The sequence below is a fragment of the Caballeronia sp. SEWSISQ10-4 2 genome (assembly GCF_030464885.1).
Taxonomy (GTDB): domain Bacteria; phylum Pseudomonadota; class Gammaproteobacteria; order Burkholderiales; family Burkholderiaceae; genus Caballeronia.
The window spans coordinates 47569-69107 of the sequence record NZ_JALPRJ010000041.1 but is presented as its reverse complement, the minus strand read 5'-3'; the positions used below and the strand labels follow the sequence as shown (position 1 = coordinate 69107).

Below are 21539 nucleotides of genomic sequence, written 5' to 3'. Positions count from 1 at the left end.
TCCCATGTTTGGAGACGGCGCCGCGATTACGCCAGACTGATTCCGTAATCGGCGAGCGACGGCGGGGCACTTGCCCAGCTACCGAAGTTGAACTGGCTGAAGCCCATCGGATGCGTCTGGGCGATGCGCCAGATCCAGCCGCTTTTGTACGCGCGGCTGGAAATAACGAAGTCCTTTTGGTAATCGGCAGCGATCCCGGCTGCCGACGTGGGGATATTGCTTATTTCTGTGTGGCCGTTCCAGGTACCGTATAGCCACATCAGCGTGATCAGGCGGGAAAATGCACCATTCAGGCTGGTATTGGGCCCATTCCCGGAGACCAGCAATGCTTGCGCGATTTGATCGGGCCTGAGGTGCTGGCTCTCCATCGCGTCATAGGTGGCGAGCAGGTTTGAAACGCTTCGCGGTCCGGCCAGCATGGCAAGGCCATAGAACACGTCCGCCATCGATATATCATCTGGCCGGATCGCCGGATTCAGGACGCCCGCTTCGATACCAAGCAACGCCGATGACAAATTAACGAAACTGGCGGGCGCCCGCTCGCGCGGCGCGGCCTCGGCGAGACTCCAGAGCGGCAACCCTGGCGCCAGCAGCGCGCCGCCGATCGTACCCGCGGTTTTCAATACGTCCCTGCGACTGATTTTTATCATGCCTGGTCTCGCGACATTCTTGCTGTTGTTCAAAATTCGCCTGAAATTTTCGCCCGCTCGCCCGCTCTATTTCCCCGCCTGCTGCTCCGGTTTCCCCGCTCCCATCACGTATTCGACGACTGACGATGCATCGTGCCTGGTGAGTACCTTGCCGCCGGCGTCACCGCCCGACTTCACGCCGGGCGTGCGCAGATTGGTCATGCCTTTGCTTTGCGCGCGGCTCAGCGAGAACACGAAATCGCTGGACGAGCCGGTTGTCATGGCGGCATCCGAGTGGCAACTGACGCAACTCGATGTCGTACGATCAGCGCCGCCCGATACGGTATGAGGCCCTGTTGAGGAGAACGGCATAACCGCACCGGTTGGCGGCAGGGTCTGCATCTGGTCATCCGGAGGAATCGGGTTGCCGCTGGGTGTGATCTGACCGTGGAAAAACCCCGGGATATAGGTTTCCATCGTCGAGTTCGACAGGAAGGAAGTGGCCGGCAGGCCGTCCGGATAAGCGGGATTCGGTACAGCGGCACCCTGCTCGCCGCCCGAGGTCTTTACGTTTGTCGGGAACTGGACATCTACCAGGAAGTAGTTAGCCCAGACGCTATTCGGGTAGGCCGTCTTGATCCGATTGTTGTATTGCTCGTTGACTGTCAGCGCCAGCTTGCCGGGGGCAGCCAGGCGCACGAGCTGCGTCGGCGTCTGGCCGGAGCGTTGCGGATTCCACGGCGCGGCCGGTACGGTATCGAACGCGCAGCTCGGCAGTCCGCCCGACGCCGGGCATTTAGTGGCATCAAAAAAAGTGTATGTACGCTTGAGCAGGAAGGTGAAATCGTTGAGCCAAGGCCCGTTGTCGACATGCTCGAATGTGCTCCATACCCATTGCGGCGCCGAGTTGGTCAGATGAACGATATGGAAGCCAACCAGCCCGATCGGTTTCAGCGAACACTGCTCCTTTACCGTGGGTTCATCGGCGAACGTTCCGCCGGCCTGATCGTAGACATAGGCCTGGGTCCGGTAAAAGCTCGACTTGTTGTCTGACGCGTCCAGTATCTTCCAGGACGATTTGACAAAGATGGATCCGGTCATTGCCGGGTTGTCGTTTTCGGAATATTGGCCCGCCGGGAACTGGATCGTCTTCTTGTCGTGGTCAGGGTTGTTCACATCCATCGCGGCCTGCCCCTGGGTGGAATAGAGCTGGTGAGCGGCGATGTACTCGAATATCGATTGATTGAAGTTCAGGCCATACCTGACGTAATGCCCCTGCTTGTCGATCACCGGTCCCATCCGCTCGGCCTGCACGTACTCATCGAGCACGATCTTGTCAGTCAGCTCGATCCGCCCCGATGCATCTTTTCTGAGACAGTCTCTCGGGGTCTGGTGACCCGTGCCGAACGCAGCAGGCGCCGCCGCACCGGCCAAGAAAATGTCCCGTGCCTCCGGCCAGGTTTGCCAGACAGCGGTGTAATCCCCGGCGTGATAGTCCAGTCCATGCGCCTTGCTTGGCTTCGGTTCCGGCTTTCCCTGCGGATTCGTTTCGGCCGGAAAGTTCAACGCGATGAAGTCGCGCCAGGCCAACTCGGCGTAAGCCCTATATTTGGCCTCGTAAGTGGCGGCGGTGGATGGGTTGATGTCGCCGCCCGGGTTACAGCTATACGGTGCAGTCCAGCAACCTGCGGCGTTCGCCAGCTCCGGTCTGAAAACAGAAAGCAGGCCAAAGGCCAGCAGCAAAATGACGTGACGCCTCACGATCGCAAGCACTTATTTTTCTCTCCACCTCAAAGACTCGCCCACGCTGGTCCCCGGATCCGATCTGGACCGGATCTTCCCGAGCGAGAGACTTTAACCGGATTCAACGATGCACAATCACATCCGGGATTGCCGTACCAGACGCTATTACCACATCAATCATTGTGTTTGCCACCGTAATCGATAAAAACGCCGCACCGGCATCGAGTGAGTCGGAAAGCACGATGCCGGCACGTGCGTGTGCAGGATATCGAATAGCTGGTGAGTTAAATGTCCTCGTAAGGGGCCGACCTCTTTTCTCTGGGTACCGTGCGGTATTCATGAAAGATGGTCAGATCGATCGGCAGCTTTACGTTCAAGCTAACTCGTCGATCCCCTCATTTTTTTATAGAAAGATTTGCGCCGCAAGGACAATTATTGCGAGAGGGTGTACTAAAAAATAGATCATCCCCGAATCCCTAGGGGTGGAACCACCTATGCAAAGTGACCGAGGTGGACGAGAATTTAGCTATGTACTCTAATAGGCTAGTCGTGAGACTGGAGGGAAGATGGTCGTCGCGTAGCATGATCAACCGCCGTCGCATTGTTCCGCGCCTCATTCTCTGCTGACGTCGCAGCCGCGTTTGCATTCTGACCCAGCGCTCCCGCTACACCACCACCGGCGATCATCGCAATAGCGGTCACTAGCGCGGTCTGTCCCGAGGTCAGCGGCGCCCCGCTCGGATCGATCGCCTTGATTACATCTGGCGAGAGAGCGGTACTGACTGCCCTGCCGATGGCACCGTCTACAGCACCCGACACATCCTATGTTGGTGACACCTCGCGAACCGAGACGCCACCTGGCTTGGGAGTAGTAACGCCGCGACGCGCTTTTTCAGTCCGCACGAGCAGTTCTCTAAAAAGCGATGCACGCAGTTTTTTGCGCGTGAGTGCGCCGATTCTAGACGCCCATTGATCCATTGTTGAAAGGCCCGGCGTAATCGGTGATCGTATTTGCACCCGGATATGCTCCTACACTCAGACCAATTGACCCGTTACCGCCGACTCCGAAGCCCGGTATTGCCTTGTTGTTACCAACGGTGTACCAACCGAGGTTTCCTTGATCGTCGAAAACAAGCCCTGCTCCGACCGCAAAGGTAATCGGTGTTCCGGGAAGCGTAAAGCTGAGACTCAGTCCAACGTGGGCCGCCCAATTATTCAGCGTCTCATTCTGCGCAGCCGTGGCCGCACCCTGAACGTTGAAGCCGAGTGCTCCGGCCACACTGCCGCCAACAAGAGTTTCGATGCCAGCCAGCAACGCAGGAGGGATATTTCCGTTGCTGTCGATCAGCGTTGATGAGCGCACTTGTAGCCCCGCCAATGGCACCATCTACAGCACCCGACGCGTCCTTTGTTGGCAACACCTCGCAAACCTAGACGCCATGCGGCTTTGCGAGCGCCGATACCCCGACGCGGTCCTACAATCCAAGTTTTTTGCCCGGACGCGCTTTTTCAGTCCGCGCGAACAGTTCTCTAAAGAGCGATGAACGCAGTTTCCCGCGCGCGACTGCGCCGATTCTAGGCGCGTTGCTGCGCACTGATTGTCAGTTTTTGTGAACGTGGAAACGCGTCTTCGCAGCCGGTTTGTTCGATGTATCTCCCACTCAGGGAGATACGAGGATGCGCGTGCGGTTAGGAGGTCAACGGTAGATCTCGCGCCGGTTGCCCAGCCGTACCACCGTAATCGTGATGTGCGCGTCCTCGATCTGGCAGATCAGCCGCCAGTCACCAACGCGATACTTCCAGAATTCACCCAGTTCGCTGCCCTTGAGCGCCTCGCCGATCGCGCGCGGGTCGTCCATCACCGACACCCGATCCCGCAGAAACGCGACGATGCGCCGGGCGACCACGCGGTCCAGTTTTGCAAGCTGCTTTTCAGCGGTCTGTGAGACCTCAATCCGCCAGACCAAGCCGTGCCTCCACCTCATCCAGCCCAGCCGTCCGTTCCTTGCCCGCGTGGATGCGCTTGGCCACCCGCTCAGCCAAATACAGGTCTTCCAGATCGTCCAGGTGTTGCAGGATGGCCTCGCGCGCATAGAACGTCTTGCTGCGCCCGGTGCGCTTGGCCAGTGTGTCCAGTCGGGCTTCAATTTCTTCGGGCAGGCGGATGGCGAGCATGGTTAGCCTCCAACGGATGTGTCGTGGGATTCGTGTTATACACGTATAGCACATATTATACGCACTTCACTCAAGGTCCGCCTCGTCATCGAGCGCGGCCAGCAAGTCGGCCGCCGTGACGGCGGAGCCGCTTTCGTCGAGGGTTGGATTGTTGACGCTGCGCACGACCTCGGGTGCGTCGCCGTGTGAATGTCCTTCAGCGCCCGGATGCTCACGCGCGTGTAGACCTGCGTTGTTTTAATATCGGCATGGCCCAGCATCGCCTGTATATATCGCACGTCCGCACCGTTCTCCAGCATCAGCGTCGCCATCGCGTGACGAAACAGGTGGCAACTGCCGATGTTGCCCAGCCCCGCCGCTCGAACGTAATTGCGCACCATCTGTGTCATCCGGTTATCCGAGAACGGCATCCCTGCGTTCGTCAGGAACAAGGTGTCGTCCTCGCCAGCGAGCGCCAGTTCAGGCCGCACCTCGTCACGGTATTTCGCGATCCACGCCAGCGCCCGATCCCCCACCGGCACCATCCGGTCTTTCTTGCCTTTGCCCTGCCGGATCATGAGCGTGCCGCGATCGTCATCGATGCCGCGCTGTTGCAGCCCGACGATCTCCATGCGACGAATGCCTGTGCTGTACAGCGTCTCGAGCATCGCCCGGTCGCGAATGCCCAGCGCCGTCGCCGTATCCGGCATGTTCAGCACTCGCTCAACCTCCTCGACCGTCAGCACGTGCTTGGGCAGACGTTCTTCGACTTTAGGAAGGTCCAGATCAGCGGCCGGGTTGTACAGAATCCGGTTATTGCGCGTGAGCCACCGGAACCACTTGCGCAGCGGCGTGATGCGCGAGGCCTGCGTCGTGGCCGACAGCGGCGCACCATTCTTTTTACGCTTCAGGAACAGGTGCCGTTGATACCGCTCGATGATCGGCCGCGTAATTTCAGCGGGGCGCGTGAGACCGCGCTCGTCGCACCACTGCACGAAGTAGCGCAGGTATAGCTCCCAGTGCTTGAGCGTGTGCGATGAGGTGTTCTTCTCTTCCAGCCACAGCAGGAAGTCCTTCATCTGCCGGTACAGGCTCAGCGGATCGTGGGCTGGGCCGATCGGCGGATACGGTTCGCGACGCCCAAGGTTCGGCACGACTAACCCCGAACACCGGCAGCTAACGAAGAGGCTCCGTTTGCATGGTTTACCTCTCGACGCGCGAACCCGACCGGCTCCGGCGCTTCACCTTTCTCCATCTGGCTTGGTGGGGAATTTTCAGCACCCGACCACCCGCCGACCACGGCCCGACCAGACCCCGACCGCTCATCATCCAACCCCGGCCGGGATTCTGCAATGGTGAGCTTTTCCGGGTCCAACAACCCGCACAGGTGCATTTGTTCATCGTCGTGACCGCCGCACAGCAGTTCATAATCGAACGTGCCGTTGCGCCCGCGATGCGCAATCACGTATTCCAGTTCGACCAGGCGTGACAGGTGGATTTTCAACTGCGTGTCGCCCCAGCTCGTCGCGGCACGAACGTCACGCCGCGTAAAACGGAACGCCTCGCGCGGCTCGTCACGGGTGACGCACTGATTCGCTACCCAGTCGGCCAACAACGACAGCAGTCGCCGCGTTTGCGGCGGCAATTCATCGAGCGTGCGCCCCAGCACGTCATGCGCGATACGGTTGCCCGAGGCCAAACAGCAGTTCGTCTCGCAAGTGCTCGATTCGGTTCTGGCGCAAGCCCAGCACGGATCGGTCACACCCCGGCTTTTAGCAGCTAGAGACACCCCACCGCTCCGCTGGGGTTGGGGGCGGTTTTCTTCTATTAAAAACATAACAACATCGGCAACAGCACCAGGGATGAAGCCATATTTCCGGCAGCATCGCCTTCGACCCATTCAGTCAGTATGCACGCCACCCAGCATTGATCCGCTTAAACGGGGCTGAGGGAAACAGGCGTACTGGCCTCGTCGAGCTTCCCCTTGTCCCAGGCCTCATCGATCTCCTTTCCGTATTTCACCGCCCGTTTGATGTGCGCGCGCAAACGCTGCTTTTCCACTTCATCATCCACACCCTGCCAGACAGGCGACATGGCCGACGATGCCACCGCACTGGCCGCTAGAGCACCCGTCTTGTGCAGCAGATCCGTCAACGCCTCGATGCGGTACAGCAACGCCTCATGCTTGCGATCAACCGGGCCAATACCTTGCAACACCAGCACACGAGCCGCCGCGCTCGGCGTCATTTTCATCGCACCGGCCAACTTCACCAGTTGCTCATAATCGTCGTGTTCAAGACGGATGTGGATCGACTTGTCTCGCATCAATGCCTCTTCGGTCAACGGGATTCACAACACCTCCGGTTGCAAATAGTACCACCCGCAAACCGTTGCCCCGTCTTGGTTACACGCGATTCCCCATTTTCGGCACAGCCTGCTATGCTTTTCCCGTTAACGCCGCCAACCCAATACCGGCAAGCCTTCGCGACGGTTTTGCAAGCGCTTTGGCGCGTGCGTAATGTGTGTAGCTTAAACAGGGGAGATTTTGAGGTTGAACAACGGCGAACAATCCGCAATTAACCCGGCCCGCGACGGCGCGGCACCGCGCAACAATTCGGCGATTTCCACGGCACAGTCACCCGACCCGCAGCCGGACACAAAGCGGGATTTCGCCTCCGAATGGATACAGCGCGCGATGCAGACTTCGAAGGAAATGCACCGCAACGAAGACTTCCGCCGCGAAGTCGCCAAGCGGCTTTTCTAGCCAACCGGGGCCGCACCCACAACCACCGCGAATTGCACAAACCGGATCACAGCGCCGTGATGCTCGCGGACGCCATAAAGCACGAACCCGGCACTCGGCCGGGTTCGTCTCACTGCGGCTGGCCGGTCAATAAATAACCATACACGTCCCATCCTACCCCCTCGGCATGCTTCACAGTATCTGTTCCACCCTCCCGTACCTTCGGCGCACATCAGTCACGACGAGAGTTGCTTTCACCGGAACGTTTATCGAATCGCCTCAGATCCAACACCCTAACGCTTTTGCTGTATCCCCCACCAAAGACCATCGCTATCACTAGCACAAATAGTCCGATTACAAAAAAACTGTCGATGTTGGATACTTGCGCACCATGAGCACACAGTAGAAGACGACAGCCAGTGCCGAATAGGAGACCCAACGGTAAACCGTTCGCTCAAATGGCGTTAAATCATCCTTCCACTTTTTGTTGTCCATGGTGTCGCGTATTGAACTGTGTAATGTTGATTGTGCTACGGAGCGATGTAAGGTTGCGCCGCAGTCGTACCCAACGTGAACAGAGTTTGAACCAAGGGTCCCTGCGGAAGTAACGCACCGCCAATCGTGCTCATCGTGCTGTATAAGATCGACGCGCGACTCGGTGGACTATAAAGATAGTTTAGTGACTGCAGTCCCGCTGAGCCAACGAGAGCGGCAACATCAAACGGAGGCGGAAGCCATGGAGATGCGAGTGCCAATGCAGTCGAGCCCTTGTCCGTGAGAGTAGCGGGCGGGGGCATCGATACTGATTGATATGCAATCCCGCAGTTCCCATTCGGGCATATCGATCCCGCGTTCGTCCCCATCGAAACGCCTTGTGGCCCAAGGTTAGACTGTGCGCCGGATGGCGACGCGGTGTAACTCTGCGCGAGCGGCACGTCCGCGCCGTTCGTCTTCTGCAGAATGAACGTCTGCAATGTCGGATTGGCTGCCCCCGGCACCTGCGCCCAGATCGTCTGGCCGGTGCTTGCATCTACGCCCGCCTTCGCCCACGTCGTGCCGTCGCTCGGCGGCGTCGCCCCCTCCACCGTAGCCGCGCTCCGCTTTCTGACACGCCGCTCTGACTATAGCCCATCTGTGCCAACTGGTTAGCGATGTTGCTCGCCGTCACCGGCGATCCGTCCGGGTTCGTAATGCCCTTCGCATTCGCAGCCGCCGCAAGCACGCCGGAGTGTGTCTCGGCTTGCCATACAACAATCCCGTCGCTTTCGCACTCACGGGGCTCTCAGGTAATTTTTGCCGTTGCGCGAGTCCATTATTTACATTGGAGATTCGCTTTCGTAATACGAATGACGGCAACCCCGAGGAAATCTTTAGTAAGTCAGTGAAACATAGTTCTTTCTAATTCATTACACCTATCGAAAAATCACTCTCGTTGATCCTGGAAGTCGGATAACCATTAGCCCGCCTGCCGCTGGAAGCAGGAAGCATCACCTGCAGCAAGGCGGACGTTCCTTGCTACGCCATTCGAATAACCCACTACGCTTTCCCACCGCATGAGCGCTCAGACGGGCGTATAGATCGCCAGCTTCAGCGCCGGATCATCGTTCGCCTGAAACGTAGCGTATTCGTAGCGCTGCGTGCCCCGCTCCGGGTGCGTGAGCAACTTCTGTCCGGCAGCGCTGCTGCGGATGTCATGCGCGTTCCACCACCTCGCGAACTCCGGGCTATCTGTACGCACGCGCTCGACCAGTTCGACGAACGCTGAATCGTCGGCATGGAGATCGTAGGTCGCGCGAAAGAGCGCGATCATACGGCGGGCTTCGTCGGACCAGGCGGCCCCGAACAGTCGCCGCGATCCCGGTTCGATGAACATGAATACCAGGATGTTGCGATCCGCTTCGACGAGGCGGTCAAAGCCGAGGATATCCGCGGCGGCGGCGTTCCACGTCAGGATGTCCCAGCGCCGGCCGGTCACGTAAGCCGGCAAATCGAGGCTTGCGACCAGACGCTCAATGGCTGCCGGCACGCTCTCGCGGACAAACGCGCGGCGATCGCCATTGCGCGCGAGCGCTCGCAAATGCGCCGCGTCGACCTTGCCGAGATGCAGGGCGCGCGCGAGGGCGTCGAGGGTGGCATCGGATGGACGGATCGTTCTGCCTTGCTCGAGCCGGATATACCAGTCCACGCCGATGCCCGCCAGTTCCGCCACTTCTTCGCGTCGCAGGCCCGGTGTACGACGGCGACGGCCGCCGTTGAGACCCACCGCATCCGGGCTTAATTTCTCCCGTCGCGAGCGCAGGAAATCGCCAAATTCGCTTCGACTCGATGTCGCCATGATCGTCCCTTTCCACCGATGGAAGCACGCATGAATCCTAGGATAGTGCTAGGCCTTGTTGTTCATTCTAGGACTGCCAGAATGCCCTGGTCTAATCACGCATAACGGAGAACGACCATGAAAGCTGCGATTTTGAAGACGCTCGGCCAGCCGCTCGCGATCAACCAGATCCCAGATCCGGCGATCGGCACCGGCGAAGTCGTTGTCGATGTCGCAGCCGCGCCGGTGCTTTCCTACGCGAGCGAAGTATTTAGCGGCGAGCGCCAATACCCGATCGATCTCCCGATGGTTCCCGGCTGCGGCGCGATCGGCCGCGTGCGTGCGAGCGGCCCGGACGCCACGCATCTGAAGCCGGGCGACTGGGTGTTCTGCGACCCGACCGTGCGTTCGCGCGACGACGCTCTTAAGCCCGACATCGTGCTGCAGGGCTGGAGCGCACGCGGCGACGGCGCCATGCGCCTGCAACGGTATTTTCACGATGGCCCCTTCGCCGAACAGGTGCGGGTGCCGACTGAAAACGCGATTCGAATCGGCGAGATCGAGCCTGACGATGCCGCCCACTGGTCCGCGCTCAACGTCATGCTCGTACCCTATGGCGGACTGCTTGCGGCCAATCTGCAAGCCGGCAAGACGCTGCTTGTGAGCGGAGCGACGGGTAATTTCGGGAGCGCAGGCGTAGCCGTCGCGCTCGCGATGGGCGCGCGCTGCGTCGTCGCTCCGGGGCGTAATGAACGCGCGCTCGCGGATCTGGAGCGCCGCTTCGGCGAGCGCGTGCGGACCGTGAAGCTCTCAGGCAACGAAGACGAGGACCGCGAACGGATGCGGCAGGCGTCCCCCGGTCCGATCGATTGCGTGCTGGATCTGCTGCCGCCCTCCGCCACGACTACAACAGTGCGCGCGGCGGTCATGGCTGTGCGCCCCTATGGGCGCGTCGTGCTGATGGGCGGCGTCGGCATGCTCGGCGGCAAGGGGCTCGATCTGCCGTATCCGTGGATCATGCGCAACGACATCACGGTGTGCGGCAAATGGATGTATCCGCCCGAAGCGGTGACGCGCATGACGGGCCTGATCCGAGCCGGCTTGCTGGATCTCGGCCACTTCGACGTGACGACGTTCCCGCTCGATAACGCCAATGGCGCGGTAACCCACGCAGCCGCGAACGGCGGCCCATTCAGGATCACTGTGATCCAGCCTTAGACGGCGCGGGCTCGAACCTCGTGCTAAAGCTGCACGATAACGAATGCCGCAAGCCTGCGAAGTGCGGCGAAGAACGCTTCCGCAATTTGCTCAGGCAGTCGAAGCTATACCTTAGCCTGCACGGTCCGCGAATCCGCCGAAGTGCGCTCGCCCTGCTGCGGGCGCAGCGCGATGACGAGAAGCGCCGCCGTGAGACCGCTCGCCGCGAGCACGTAAAGCCCGGCCGCGGGCGAGTGGAACGACGTTTCCACCGCGTTTTTCACGTTCGGCGCGAAGAAGCCACCGAGGTTGCCGATTGCATTGATCACGGCGAATCCACCCGCCGCCGCCGTGCCACCCAGATAGGCAGTCGGGAAGGTCCAGAAGATCGGCTGTATTGTCATGATCCCCATTGTCACGAAGGACAACGCCACGATTGCTATCACAGGCCCCGTGTGTGCGGACACCACCAGACCAACGGCAATCGCAAGCGCCGAGAGCACCGCGAAGCCGCGACGGTGTCCGGTGCGCACCGCAAACGCGGGATAAAACGCGCCGGCCACAATCGCACAGACCCACGGAATCGCCGATATCAGTCCGACGTGCAGGCCTATCTTCATTTGCAGCAGCGCACTCACCTGCGTCGGCAGATAGAAAGCGACGCCGTAGCCTGCGATCTGGATCGAAAAGTACAGGAGGGCAAAATGCAGGAGTTGCGGGTCGGCCAGCGCGGCCCGAAAGCTCGTCTTGCCCGATACCTCCTTTCCGCGCTCCTCTGCCGCGAGCGCACGGGCAAGCGCTTGCGCTTCGTCGGGCGGCATCCATCTCGCGTTTTCCGGGCGATTGCACAGATAGAAATAGGCCCATACACCGACTGCGGACGCGAGCAGTCCCTCGACGAGAAACATGAGTTGCCAGCCGTGCAAGCCGAACAGGCCGTCGTGTTCCAGCAGCAACCCCGAGAGTGGGCCACCCAGCATCAGCGCGAGTGGCGATCCGAAATAAAAGATCCCCAGGATCTGCCCGCGCGCGCGTGCGGGAAACCAGTACGTCATGTAAAGGACCGCACCAGGGAACAATCCGGCCTCGGCTGCGCCGAGAAAGAAACGGATGAAGGAGAAAAGAAAATCGCTTTTCGCATAGATCATGGCGGCCGAGATCAAGCCCCACGTGACCATGATTCGGGCGAGCCATGTCCGCGCGCCCACGCGATGCATGATCAGGTTGCTCGGCACTTCGAAGAGCGCGTAAGCGATAAAGAAAATGCCGGCGCCGAACGCGAATGCCGCGTTGCTCACCCCCGTCGATGCCTGGTACGCCTGCTTCGCAAACCCGATGTTGGCACGGTCAAGGTAAGCCAGCATGTACATCAGGATGAGAAACGGCACGATCCGCCACTTCGCGCGGCTGATCGCGCTTTCCAGCAATGCCTCTTCCGTCCACACGCCGGCCTGTCGGTTATTCAACATCTCGTCTCCTTTGTCTTCCCCACATAGGGATGGAGCGTCCCCGGTCTGTTGCCGGTGATCGCTGGTGCTTGAGTTAAACCGTCAGACCACCTTGCCCGGGTTGAGCAGGTTCCGCGGATCAAGTGCGTCCTTCACGCGACGCATCAGGACTAGTTCGGGTTCGCTGCGCGTATAAGATAGCCACGGCTTTTTAGAAATGCCGATGCCATGTTCGGCCGAGATCGTTCCGCCAAACTGTTGCACAAGCGCGTATACGATTGCGGCAATCTCCTCTTTCGGCTGGATTTGCGCGCCGGGTACACAGGCAACGATGTGCAGGTTGCCATCGCCGATGTGGCCATAGAAAAGCGCGACCGCGTTTGCATATTTGTCTCTCAGCGCCGCGAGGCAGGCGCTCACGTACTGGTCCATCACCGCGACCGGCAGGCCGATGTCAAATGCCTCGTGCGTCCCAAGTACCTGCGGAAATTCGGCGCAGGCATCGCGCACGCCCCAAAACGCGTGGACGTCAGCCATCGATTGCGCGACCGCCGCGTCGGCCAGGATCCCCTCTTCCATCTGGCGCTCAAGCCACGCATCGAAACGCGGCACATCGAACGCTTCATCCATCCCCTGAACCTCGATCAACACGTAACATGCGTGTTCACCGGACAGTGGACTGCTGACCCCGGGCACTTGCTGTGTGACTGTGCGCCAGTAGTCCGGCCACATCACTTCGAATGCAGACAGCAGCGGCCCCAGGCCGCGCCGCGCCGCATTCAGTAACGCCACCACCTTCTCGTAACTTCCGAGTGCGCACAACGCCGCCATCGTGCACCCAGGCTTCGGCGACAGGCGCAGGACAATACGCGTGATGATCCCGAGCGTGCCTTCACTACCGATGAAAAGATGCTTCAGGTCGTAGCCGGCGTTGTTCTTCAACATCTTGTTCAAGCTGGTCACTACGGTCCCATCGGGCAGCACGACTTCGATCCCAAGCACCATCTCGCGCGCCATGCCATAGCGGATCACGCGATTACCGCCGGCGTTGGTCGACAGATTGCCGCCGATCGCGCACGAGCCGCGGGAGCCGAGATCCAGCGGCATGAAGAAGCCGGCTTCATCGGCTGCCTGCTGCACAATCTGCAAGGGCGTACCCGCCTTCACCGTCATGGTCGCCGACGCGGTATCGATCTCCTCGACCCCCACCATGCGCTCAAGCGATAACGCAACCGCTCCCTCTATAGGCCGCGCCCCCCCACAGAGACCGGTCAGCCCCCCTTGTGGCACGACCGGCACGCCGTACTGCGCGCAAATGCGCATCGCTGCAGCAACACCCTCGGTGTTCGTCGGGCGCACGACCGCAAGCGGCTGAACCGGCCCGAGCGTACTCCAGTCCTTTTCGTTACGCGCCGGGATATCCACGCCACTTAGCACCGTTGAGGTACCCAGCGCTTCGCGCAGCGCCGCGAACAGCGCCTGAGCGGAACCGTCGACCCGTTCAGGCATGCAGAGCTCGTCATCCATGTTGTCTTCCTCCTTATTGTTGCGTCGCACGCAGGCTCGCCGCAGATCCAGTCCCGCCCCGCGTAGCCGTGGCTTGACCGCCTTTGAGCGAAGGTCCGCGCGCAATCATGTCAAACAGTTTCCCGAGGCGATTACCCCTTTGCTTCCATCGCCGCCGTGACGAGTGCTCGCGGCAGCGAGGCGGCTGCATTTGCGGCGGCGGCAACAAGCGGTGCCCGCACCCGGCGCCAGCCGTCGTTCCGGTGGCGCGCAGCGAGCCATGCCTTGAGAAGCGGCACGAAAGCCATTCCGCCAACCGCCCGCAGAAGTTCCGCAATGACGTCAGGGGATTCGCCTTCGGAACCTTCGTAACAGGCTCGAACCTGATCCGGCGCGATGTTCGCAAGCCCGCAGATCGACCCGGCACCACCAGCCGCACGCGCCTCCCGAATCGTGTCCTCGGCACCCACATAGACCTTCAGGCCTGGGTGATTGGAGATCAACCCTAGCGAATTCGCCAGACTTCCACTGCTGTCCTTGATGCCCTCGATCACTGCGCCATAACGTTGACGCAACGAAGCGATGGCCTCGTCGGTAAAGCCGACGCCAGCCACCTGAGGGATGTGGTAGAGGATGACTCGCAGTTCCGGATCGCCGACCTCGTCGATCACCGACCCGATCGCATCAACCACGCCGGCACTGCTGACGCCCTTGAAAAAGAAGGGCGGCAGGAGCAACACGCGCCGGCAGCCCTGCGCACATGCATGCCGCGTCAGATGAACTGTGTCGCCAAGCGCCGCGGCACCGGTTGAAACGATCATCTGGCTGCATTCCACGCCCCGCGCAAGCAGCGCTTCCAGTGTCCCGCTGCGCTCGGCTACAGTGAACGACGGGCCCTCCCCGGTCGTGCCAAAGAGGGCGATCCCGTTCAGCCCGCTTCGCAGGAGACCTATCGAATGCTGCGCCAGCAATGGCAAATCCACTCGATTTTCCGCGTCGAGCGGCGTAGCGACGGCCGCAAAAATCCCTTGTCCCTCGGAAGGCATAGTCAGTTCTCTCAGTCATGCGCCATGGCGGCGCGACATCCGCCCGCCTGTTCGTCATGACGTGGGCGGGAACCAATTGCACACCAAACTGTGACTGACATGTTAGTTGAGAACTGGCAGGACGTCAAAGGAGAGTTCTGAAGTTGCGCTCCGGGCGCGGCGGTCAGCCCGGGTCTTGCAAGCGTGCCTTATATGCCGGAGTCTTATACGCCGAAGTCTTATACGCCGAAGGTGCCCATCGTGCGTTGCCGGGCATTCGCAATATGCGTGCTGAGGAGGTCGACCGCTTTTTGCACATCGCGCTCCTTGAGTGCAGCAATCAGTTCGAGATGCTCGTACATGGTCGGAAGCACGACGGCGGGGTTCAACACCACGTGTTCGAGTCGGATCAAGCGGATGCGCAGACTGTTGACCCGATAGATATTCGAAATGATCTCGTTGTCCATGGCATCGATCATCATGTCGTGCAGCCCCCAGTCGACGGTCTGCGCGTCAGTGAGAAGACGGCCGTCGATCTTCTTCGCCAACGCGCGCCGAACGATGTCCCTGTGCGCCCGCTCGATCTTCTCCAGATCGGCGTCGGACGCGCTGCGGGCGAAATTTGCGACTGCCTCTCGTTCGAGCACGAGTCGCACCTGGAAGGCGTTGCGGATCAACCGCAGGTCGACATGGCACACCTGCAGGCCACGATTCGGTACCGTCTTGATCAGCCCCTCGGCCTCGAGGCGCGGCACCATTTCGCGAATCGCACCGAGCGGCATATCCGTCAACGACATCAGTTCGCGCTGGGACACGAATTGCCCAGGACGGATATTGGCGTTCAGGATTTGCTGCGTGAAATTTTCATAAGCGACGAGCCGAAGCGATTTGCCTTGGCGATCATCAAGCTCATTCACTGCCGGCGGCGACGTATTCATAGCCAATTTCAAGTGCCTGCTGATTACACGGCAACATGTTAGCACGCACGGTTCTATCGGAATGAGACGATGGATATGGTTTCCGCCGATACGGGTGTGAAGCAGGTCTGCGCAAATACGCCGGGGAAGCCTTTCTGCGACAGACTCACGCTCTTCATGCGCGGCGACGAACTCGACGGCGTGCTCCGCTAGTCGACGGTATCGGGTTCAACCTCGAGCGTGCGGCACACGGCGCTCACAATCGCGCTTGCGGTAATACCGAGCTCCTCGTACAACACTTCAGCCGAAGCGGATTCACCGAAGTGCGACAACCCGATCACTGCACCACTCAGACCAACGTACTTGCGCCAGAAATCACTGGCGGCGGCTTCGACCGCGACGCGCCGGATCTTCGGCGGCAGGACGGAAAGCTGGTACGCCAGCGGCTGCTTGTCAAAAGTCGTGGTCGATGGCATCGACACAACTCGCGCAGCGATGCCCTGATTGGCAAGCTCTGCCTGTGCCTTCAGCGCGAGTTCAACCTCGGAGCCGGTCGCGATCAGAACGATATCCGGCTTGCCACCGCTGGCTTCCGACAGCACGTACCCGCCCTGACGAATTTGTTCCCTCGCCTGTGAGGTGCGGGAGAGCGGCGGCAGATTCTGGCGCGAAAGCAGCAGCGCGGTCGGCGAGTCCGTCGTCTCGAGTGCCGCAGCCCATGAGACCGCCGTTTCAACCGCGTCTGCCGGGCGCCATACGTTCATCCCGGGAATCATGCGCAGCATTGCCGCATGCTCGACCGGCTGATGGGTTGGCCCATCCTCGCCCAGTCCGATCGAATCATGGGTGAAGACGTAAACGCATTGCAGTCGCATCAATGCCGCCATGCGAAGCGCATTCTTTGCGTAGTCGGAGAAAACGAGGAAGGTACCGCCGTACGGAAGAAAACCGCCATGAAGCGCAAGGCCGTTCATGATCGCAGCCATGCCGAACTCGCGAACACCGTAATGAATATAGTTTGCATGGCCCGACCGGTCGTCTGCTGCGACTGCCCGGGAGGTGGGCACCATGGTGAGGTTTGACGGCGCAAGATCCGCCGAGCCTCCCAGCAATTCAGGTATTTGCTCGACCAGAAGTTCAAGGCACTTCTGAGACGCCTTGCGAGTTGCCATTTTCTGTTCGAACCAGTCGCTACCTTCCAGCAGGCGCCCGATCACGTCGGCTGATCGCTTGCTGCAGCCGCTATGCATGCGCAACTCGAAGCGGCTGGCTTTTTCGGGAAAGCACGTGCGATAGGCCTCGAACAGCGTACGCCAGATCATGTGGTAGTCGCGACCTGCAGCTCGCGCATCCCATGCGCCGCGAATCGCATCGGGAATCTCGAACGGTGCGTGACTCCAGCCGAGATATTCGCGTGTCGCCGCGACTTCGGAGGCACCCAGAGGCGCACCATGCACATCGTGACTGCCCGCCCGATTGGGCGATCCGTGCCCGATCACCGTCTTGCAGCAGATCAGCGACGGCCGGTCACGTTCGGCACGCGCCTCATCGATCGCGTGCTCGACTGACAGAGGATCGTGGCCGTCGACGCTCTCGACGACATGCCATCCGTAGGCACGAAAACGCATCGCCGTCTGGTCGGTGAACCGGCCCTCGACATGTCCATCTATCGAAATGCCATTGTCGTCGTAAAAGGCAATGAGCTTGCCGATGCCCCAGGTGCCAGCCAGCGAACACGCTTCGTGCGAGACGCCCTCCATCAGACAGCCGTCGCCGAGAAATACATACGTGTAGTGGTCGACGATGTCGAATCCCGGCTCGTTGAACTGGGCGGCGAGCAGCCGCTCGGCCAACGCCATGCCTACGGCATTGGCCAAGCCCTGCCCCAACGGACCGGTGGTGGTCTCCACACCCGGAGTCAAACCCCGCTCGGGATGCCCGGGCGTAATGGACTGCCACTTGCGAAACCCCTTCAGGTCGTTAATCGAAAGCTCATAGCCCGTCAGATGCAACACGGCATACAGCAACATCGAGCCGTGCCCGTTCGACAGCACGAAACGATCGCGGTTAACCCAATCGGGCGCCGACGGATTGTGCATCATATACTTACGCCACAGCACTTCGGCGATATCGGCCATGCCCATTGGCATGCCGGGATGTCCGGAATTAGCAGCCTGAACCGCATCGATTGCCAAAAAGCGGATAGCGTTGGCAAGCTCAAGCCGAGTCGGATTAACGTAAGACATGCATCACCTATAATTTGGATACCTAATAGTTCTGGCAGAAGACTCACTTCGTTGAGCGAGTCTTCCGTTGCTAGTCTGTCTGCACGCTCACTGCTGCCCCGCCAGATGCGGAGATGGCGCTATTCAGCAAACGGGTGATCGACTCACCCATGCTGCGCAGAATCAGGAAGCAGGAACAGGCGCCGGCGTCGAGCGCGCCAATCGAACGATCGCCAAGCCGAGCTGCGCGGCCGACGCGCGCGCGCAGGTCCCGCGTCGAGTTCATACCGGCCTCTGCGGCGGCCACCATCGTGCTGAGGCAATCGCGAAAGCTCTTGTCCGCCTTCAATGCGGACTCGTACGCAATACGTGCTGGAACCAGCGTATCGATCAACGTCTTGTCACCGACCTTCGCTTCGCCAATTTCCTGAATGGAGGCAATACCGTCGGTGAGCGCGCGGTAGAACAATGCCTTGTCGAGTTCGATGTGGTCCGCGAATGCGTCGCTCATGCCGAGAAAGAATGTGCCGTAAAGCGGACCCATCGAGCCACCGATGCCTTCCATGAGCGCCGTGGATAAATCACCCAGTGCCACCGGCAGCGACGGCATGGCGCCGCGTGCCGCCAAATGTTCACCGCATTGGGTGAAGCCCTTGCTCATGTTGATTCCATGATCGCCGTCACCAATGGCGCCATCGACTTCACTCAGGTACTGACGATTCGCGTTGATGGTATGAACAAGGTCGACAACGACTTCGCCTGCGTCAGCCAGTTTGATTGTTTCGGTCATCATGCATCTCCCACGGTAAGTCCGATGCTGCGACACGGATGTGCGAGGCAAGCACTCAGTTCGGTGTCGAGTTTCGTCAGCGTAAGCGTTACCCCCATCATCTCCAGGGACGTGAACAGATTGCCCACGAAGGAAAACTCGATGTCGATGCCTGCTTCGCGCAGACAGTCGGCCACCTCGGCGTACAAAATATACTGCTCCATCAAAGGCGTCGCGCCGAGGCCGGAGAGCAGCACCGATACCTTGTCGCCCCGGGCAAAGGGCAGGTCCGGCAACAGCTTGTCGAGCATCAGCTTCGCCATGTCTTTCGCGGGCACGGTGCGCTGGACCAGGATGCCCGGCTCGCCATGATGGCCGATGCCGACTTCCATTTCCCCATCTTTGATCACGAAGTTGGCCTTGCCGACCGCCGGAATCGTGCATGCGGACAGTCCGATACCGATTGAGCGGGTCGCCTCCACGGCTTTGCGCGCAGAGGCGACCACTTCATCGAGCGATGCACCTTGAGCGGCTCGTGCTCCGCCGACCTTCCACATGACAATTTCACCGGCAACACCGCGCCTCTTTTCGATCTCGTCTTTCGGTGCCGACGCGGCGTCATCGTTAGCGACGACCGTGCGCACGCGAATCCCTTCGCGCTCGGCCAGCTTGATCGCCATCTTCACATTCATGTTGTCGCCGGCATAGTTGCCGTAAAGGCATGCAACGCCGGCCCCGCTATCAGCCGCCTTGAAGGCGTCAAAGAACGACTTGGCGGTCGGCGACGAGAAGATTTCGCCGATAGCCGCGGCGTCCACAAGGTTGCGCCCGACATAACCGATGAACGCCGGTTCATGCCCCGATCCTCCGCCGGTCACAATGCCCACGCGCCCCTCCTGGCGCGCTTGCACATGCGAAACCACGCGAGGATTCTCCGGCGCCGCGCGCAGTTCGGGGTGTGCGGCAAGGATGCCTCGCAGCATGTCCTCGACAACGAGATCAGGGTTGTTAATGACGCGATTCATACCGTTCCTTTGCATCTTGAGTGTTGTTACTGGGCGGTGTAACCGCCATCGATCACGATATTCTCGCCATTGATCATGGCGGCCGCGTCGCTGACCAGATACAGGATCAACGCAGCGATTTCGTCAGGGCGTGCGAATCGGCCAGTGGGTATTTTCGCCTTCATCGCTTCGCCCACCTCGCCGGCCCATGCCTTCCTGCCGAGCTCGGTGTCGACGACCGTTGGTGAAACGGCGTTGACCGTAATGCCGTGTTTCGCCCATTCGAGTGCAAGCACCTTGGTCATGCCGACGATCGCAGCTTTGCTTGCACAGTACGCCACGTGACGCTCCAGCGCGACGACACTCGCCTGGGAGGCAAGATTGATGATCCGGCCGGAGCCGCGGCTCAACATCTGCTTGCCTACCGCCTGCGAGAGAAGAAACGGGGCCTTGAGGTTGATCTCCATTGTCCTGTCCCATGCCTCCTCGGACAATGTCTGCGCGTTGTCGAGCAAAGCGACGCCGGCATTGTTGACCAGTATGTCGATCGCGCCCAGCGTCTCGGTTACGCGCCGAACCAGGGCGTCCGACGCTCCGGCGACGGTGATATCAGTGGCGATACCCACATGCCGGTCCGGGCCGCCAGGAAGCGACCGGGCGACGGCGTTGACTGCCGGGTTGATATCGAGCAGCGCAACACGCGCACCCGCTGCGGCAAGGCACTCGGCAACGGCAAGCCCAATACCGCTCGCCGCACCTGTCACGACCGCGACGCGATCCGTGATATCGAAAAGGGTCGTTGTATTGACCGGCATCGCTCAACTCCTTAATTAATTACTCTTGGGGATCTTGTTGAGAATCTCTTGCGCATTTGCCGGCGTGACCTCTGTCCATGGCACCGTATAGGATTTTTCCGTGCCGTCGGCCCAAGGCATTTTCGCCCCATATCCGGCCCAGATTTCCGAGCGCGGTTTGTACGACGGGCCCATCACCGTATGCAGCGCGACATCCAGCGCGCCTTGCGCTTGAGCCTGAGAGTCCTGGAAGAAGCTTGTCATTTCGCCGCGTTTCACCGCCGAGATGCCATCGACAATGCCGTCGATACCGGCCACGGGCACTTTCTTCGGATCAATACCCTTGGACTTCAATGCCTGAATGGCGCCAAGTGCCATATCGTCATTCTCCGCAATGATCCCGTTGATCTGGTCTGGATGTGCGGTCAGCCAATTCTCCACGAGACCCAGCGACTCGGCACGCGACCAGTTCGCCGTTTTGTGCTCGATGACCTTGACTGCAGGGGTCTTCGACAGCGCATCCTGGATCCCCTTCGAGCGGTCGATCTGCGCGGACTGACCGATCGGGCCCTCGAGAATCACCACGTTCCCTTTTCCGCCAATTGCCTTGACGATGGCCTCTGCTTCCATCCGTCCGGCGACGACGTCGTCGCTTCCGACATACGACGTAAGCTTGTCACCTGAAACACGCGTATTCGACCCGATGACCGGAATGTGAGCCGCAGCGGCCTTTGCCACAGCAGCCGCACCCGCCGCCTTGTCGATCGGCACAAAAATGATTGCATCGTATTTCTGCGTGATCATCGTGTCGAACTGGTTGCTCTGGGTCAGCGCGTCGTAATTCCCGTCGAAGACTGTCAGCTGCACGGTACCGTCCTTCACTGCCGGGTGCGCCTTCAGTGCATTGGTCCACATCTGCATGAATTCGCCTTTGAGACCGTACACGGCCGCGCCGACGCGGATGGGTTTCGCCTGCGCCGCGGTACAGGTCAGGCCCATCACTGCGCAGGCCAGAACGGCTTTTTTCCACGAAATCATTTAAGTCTCCTGAGTTTCCGGATTGTTTCTTTT

22 protein-coding genes are annotated in these 21539 nt (G+C 60.1%); 3 read left to right on the top strand and 19 right to left on the bottom strand.

Going from position 1 to position 21539, the window contains the following annotated elements; genetic code table 11:
- Window positions 1-26: 26 nt before the first annotated feature.
- The 9 genes from M0D69_RS25855 to M0D69_RS25820 form a co-directional block, all read right to left on the bottom strand.
- Window positions 27-650 carry a twin-arginine translocation signal domain-containing protein gene (locus tag M0D69_RS25855; RefSeq protein ID WP_301784710.1) on the bottom strand — a complete coding sequence of 208 codons (624 nt, stop codon included), beginning with the start codon at window positions 648-650 and terminating at the stop codon, window positions 27-29.
- Between the two features lie 66 nt (window positions 651-716).
- Window positions 717-2402 carry a hypothetical protein gene (locus M0D69_RS25850; protein WP_301784709.1) on the bottom strand — a complete coding sequence of 562 codons (1686 nt, stop codon included), beginning with the start codon at window positions 2400-2402 and terminating at the stop codon, window positions 717-719.
- A 513-nt stretch (window positions 2403-2915) separates the two neighbouring features.
- On the bottom strand, window positions 2916-3191 hold the full coding sequence (locus M0D69_RS43870; protein ID WP_367619763.1) for a VENN motif pre-toxin domain-containing protein: 276 nt from the start codon (window positions 3189-3191) through the stop codon (window positions 2916-2918).
- Between the two features lie 139 nt (window positions 3192-3330).
- Window positions 3331-3759, bottom strand: coding sequence for a hypothetical protein (locus M0D69_RS25845; RefSeq protein ID WP_301784708.1), 429 nt, complete (start codon window positions 3757-3759; stop codon window positions 3331-3333).
- Window positions 3760-4069: 310 nt separating this feature from the next.
- Window positions 4070-4339 carry a type II toxin-antitoxin system RelE/ParE family toxin gene (locus M0D69_RS25840; protein WP_301784707.1) on the bottom strand — a complete coding sequence of 90 codons (270 nt, stop codon included), beginning with the start codon at window positions 4337-4339 and terminating at the stop codon, window positions 4070-4072.
- Window positions 4323-4547, bottom strand: coding sequence for a DUF6290 family protein (locus M0D69_RS25835; protein WP_301784706.1), 225 nt, complete (start codon window positions 4545-4547; stop codon window positions 4323-4325). The genes M0D69_RS25840 and M0D69_RS25835 overlap by 17 nt, the downstream gene beginning before the upstream one ends.
- 35 nt (window positions 4548-4582) lie before the next feature.
- Window positions 4583-5680, bottom strand: a complete 1098-nt coding sequence (gene xerC / locus M0D69_RS25830; RefSeq protein WP_301784705.1) for a site-specific tyrosine recombinase XerC — start codon at window positions 5678-5680, stop codon at window positions 4583-4585.
- 2 nt (window positions 5681-5682) lie between these two features.
- Window positions 5683-6225, bottom strand: a complete 543-nt coding sequence (locus M0D69_RS25825) for a hypothetical protein (RefSeq protein WP_301784704.1) — start codon at window positions 6223-6225, stop codon at window positions 5683-5685.
- Between the two features lie 236 nt (window positions 6226-6461).
- Window positions 6462-6851: a hypothetical protein gene (locus M0D69_RS25820; protein ID WP_301784703.1), complete on the bottom strand. Its 390-nt coding sequence runs from the start codon at window positions 6849-6851 to the stop codon at window positions 6462-6464.
- 226 nt (window positions 6852-7077) lie between these two features.
- Between M0D69_RS25820 and M0D69_RS25815 the strand changes: the two genes are divergently transcribed.
- Window positions 7078-7290, top strand: a complete 213-nt coding sequence (locus M0D69_RS25815; protein ID WP_301784702.1) for a hypothetical protein — start codon at window positions 7078-7080, stop codon at window positions 7288-7290.
- Window positions 7291-8830: 1540 nt separating this feature from the next.
- Here the strand turns inward: M0D69_RS25815 and M0D69_RS25810 are convergent.
- On the bottom strand, window positions 8831-9604 hold the full coding sequence (locus tag M0D69_RS25810; RefSeq protein ID WP_301784701.1) for a helix-turn-helix transcriptional regulator: 774 nt from the start codon (window positions 9602-9604) through the stop codon (window positions 8831-8833).
- A gap of 117 nt (window positions 9605-9721) precedes the next feature.
- Between M0D69_RS25810 and M0D69_RS25805 the strand changes: the two genes are divergently transcribed.
- Window positions 9722-10801: a medium chain dehydrogenase/reductase family protein gene (locus tag M0D69_RS25805; protein ID WP_301784700.1), complete on the top strand. Its 1080-nt coding sequence runs from the start codon at window positions 9722-9724 to the stop codon at window positions 10799-10801.
- A gap of 104 nt (window positions 10802-10905) precedes the next feature.
- Here M0D69_RS25805 and M0D69_RS25800 read toward each other — a convergent pair whose 3' ends face one another.
- From M0D69_RS25800 to M0D69_RS25785, 4 genes are all read right to left on the bottom strand, one after another.
- A complete protein-coding gene (locus M0D69_RS25800) occupies window positions 10906-12249 on the bottom strand; it encodes an MFS transporter (protein WP_301784699.1) in 1344 nt (447 codons plus the stop codon).
- A gap of 81 nt (window positions 12250-12330) precedes the next feature.
- The gene (locus M0D69_RS25795; protein WP_301784698.1) at window positions 12331-13755 is read right to left on the bottom strand and encodes an FAD-binding oxidoreductase; all 1425 of its coding nucleotides are present in this window, start codon (window positions 13753-13755) and stop codon (window positions 12331-12333) included.
- Between the two features lie 131 nt (window positions 13756-13886).
- Window positions 13887-14780 carry a dihydrodipicolinate synthase family protein gene (locus M0D69_RS25790; protein WP_301784697.1) on the bottom strand — a complete coding sequence of 298 codons (894 nt, stop codon included), beginning with the start codon at window positions 14778-14780 and terminating at the stop codon, window positions 13887-13889.
- A gap of 218 nt (window positions 14781-14998) precedes the next feature.
- Window positions 14999-15697, bottom strand: coding sequence for a GntR family transcriptional regulator (locus M0D69_RS25785; RefSeq protein WP_301784696.1), 699 nt, complete (start codon window positions 15695-15697; stop codon window positions 14999-15001).
- A 69-nt stretch (window positions 15698-15766) separates the two neighbouring features.
- Between M0D69_RS25785 and M0D69_RS25780 the strand changes: the two genes are divergently transcribed.
- Entirely contained in the window at window positions 15767-15889 is a 123-nt protein-coding gene (locus M0D69_RS25780; protein WP_301784695.1) for a hypothetical protein, read from the top strand.
- Here the strand turns inward: M0D69_RS25780 and tkt are convergent.
- From tkt to M0D69_RS25755, 5 genes are all read right to left on the bottom strand, one after another.
- On the bottom strand, window positions 15886-17922 hold the full coding sequence (tkt, locus tag M0D69_RS25775; protein WP_301784694.1) for a transketolase: 2037 nt from the start codon (window positions 17920-17922) through the stop codon (window positions 15886-15888). The genes M0D69_RS25780 and tkt overlap by 4 nt on opposite strands.
- A gap of 70 nt (window positions 17923-17992) precedes the next feature.
- Window positions 17993-18694 (bottom strand): dihydroxyacetone kinase subunit DhaL, encoded by a 702-nt coding sequence (gene dhaL / locus M0D69_RS25770; RefSeq protein ID WP_301784693.1) that lies wholly within the window; start codon window positions 18692-18694, stop codon window positions 17993-17995.
- On the bottom strand, window positions 18691-19695 hold the full coding sequence (locus M0D69_RS25765; RefSeq protein ID WP_301784692.1) for a dihydroxyacetone kinase subunit DhaK: 1005 nt from the start codon (window positions 19693-19695) through the stop codon (window positions 18691-18693). The genes dhaL and M0D69_RS25765 overlap by 4 nt, the downstream gene beginning before the upstream one ends.
- Before the next feature lie 26 nt (window positions 19696-19721).
- Window positions 19722-20489 (bottom strand): SDR family oxidoreductase, encoded by a 768-nt coding sequence (locus M0D69_RS25760; RefSeq protein ID WP_301784691.1) that lies wholly within the window; start codon window positions 20487-20489, stop codon window positions 19722-19724.
- A gap of 15 nt (window positions 20490-20504) precedes the next feature.
- The gene (locus M0D69_RS25755; RefSeq protein WP_301784690.1) at window positions 20505-21506 is read right to left on the bottom strand and encodes a substrate-binding domain-containing protein; all 1002 of its coding nucleotides are present in this window, start codon (window positions 21504-21506) and stop codon (window positions 20505-20507) included.
- Between the last annotated feature and the right edge of the window lie 33 nt (window positions 21507-21539).

Coding starts and splice junctions, on each gene's coding strand:
- M0D69_RS25800 (WP_301784699.1), bottom strand. CDS start 12,249: ATGTTGAATAACCGACAGGCCGGCGTGTGGACGGAAGAGGCATTGCTG.
- M0D69_RS25845 (WP_301784708.1), bottom strand. CDS start 3,759: ATGGTGCCATTGGCGGGGCTACAAGTGCGCTCATCAACGCTGATCGAC.
- M0D69_RS25760 (WP_301784691.1), bottom strand. CDS start 20,489: ATGCCGGTCAATACAACGACCCTTTTCGATATCACGGATCGCGTCGCG.
- tkt (WP_301784694.1), bottom strand. CDS start 17,922: ATGTCTTACGTTAATCCGACTCGGCTTGAGCTTGCCAACGCTATCCGC.
- M0D69_RS25755 (WP_301784690.1), bottom strand. CDS start 21,506: ATGATTTCGTGGAAAAAAGCCGTTCTGGCCTGCGCAGTGATGGGCCTG.
- M0D69_RS25820 (WP_301784703.1), bottom strand. CDS start 6,851: ATGCGAGACAAGTCGATCCACATCCGTCTTGAACACGACGATTATGAG.
- M0D69_RS25790 (WP_301784697.1), bottom strand. CDS start 14,780: ATGCCTTCCGAGGGACAAGGGATTTTTGCGGCCGTCGCTACGCCGCTC.
- M0D69_RS25810 (WP_301784701.1), bottom strand. CDS start 9,604: ATGGCGACATCGAGTCGAAGCGAATTTGGCGATTTCCTGCGCTCGCGA.
- dhaL (WP_301784693.1), bottom strand. CDS start 18,694: ATGATGACCGAAACAATCAAACTGGCTGACGCAGGCGAAGTCGTTGTC.
- M0D69_RS25765 (WP_301784692.1), bottom strand. CDS start 19,695: ATGAATCGCGTCATTAACAACCCTGATCTCGTTGTCGAGGACATGCTG.
- M0D69_RS25855 (WP_301784710.1), bottom strand. CDS start 650: ATGATAAAAATCAGTCGCAGGGACGTATTGAAAACCGCGGGTACGATC.
- M0D69_RS25805 (WP_301784700.1), top strand. CDS start 9,722: ATGAAAGCTGCGATTTTGAAGACGCTCGGCCAGCCGCTCGCGATCAAC.
- M0D69_RS25835 (WP_301784706.1), bottom strand. CDS start 4,547: ATGCTCGCCATCCGCCTGCCCGAAGAAATTGAAGCCCGACTGGACACA.
- M0D69_RS25795 (WP_301784698.1), bottom strand. CDS start 13,755: ATGGATGACGAGCTCTGCATGCCTGAACGGGTCGACGGTTCCGCTCAG.
- M0D69_RS25785 (WP_301784696.1), bottom strand. CDS start 15,697: ATGAATACGTCGCCGCCGGCAGTGAATGAGCTTGATGATCGCCAAGGC.
- M0D69_RS25780 (WP_301784695.1), top strand. CDS start 15,767: ATGGATATGGTTTCCGCCGATACGGGTGTGAAGCAGGTCTGCGCAAAT.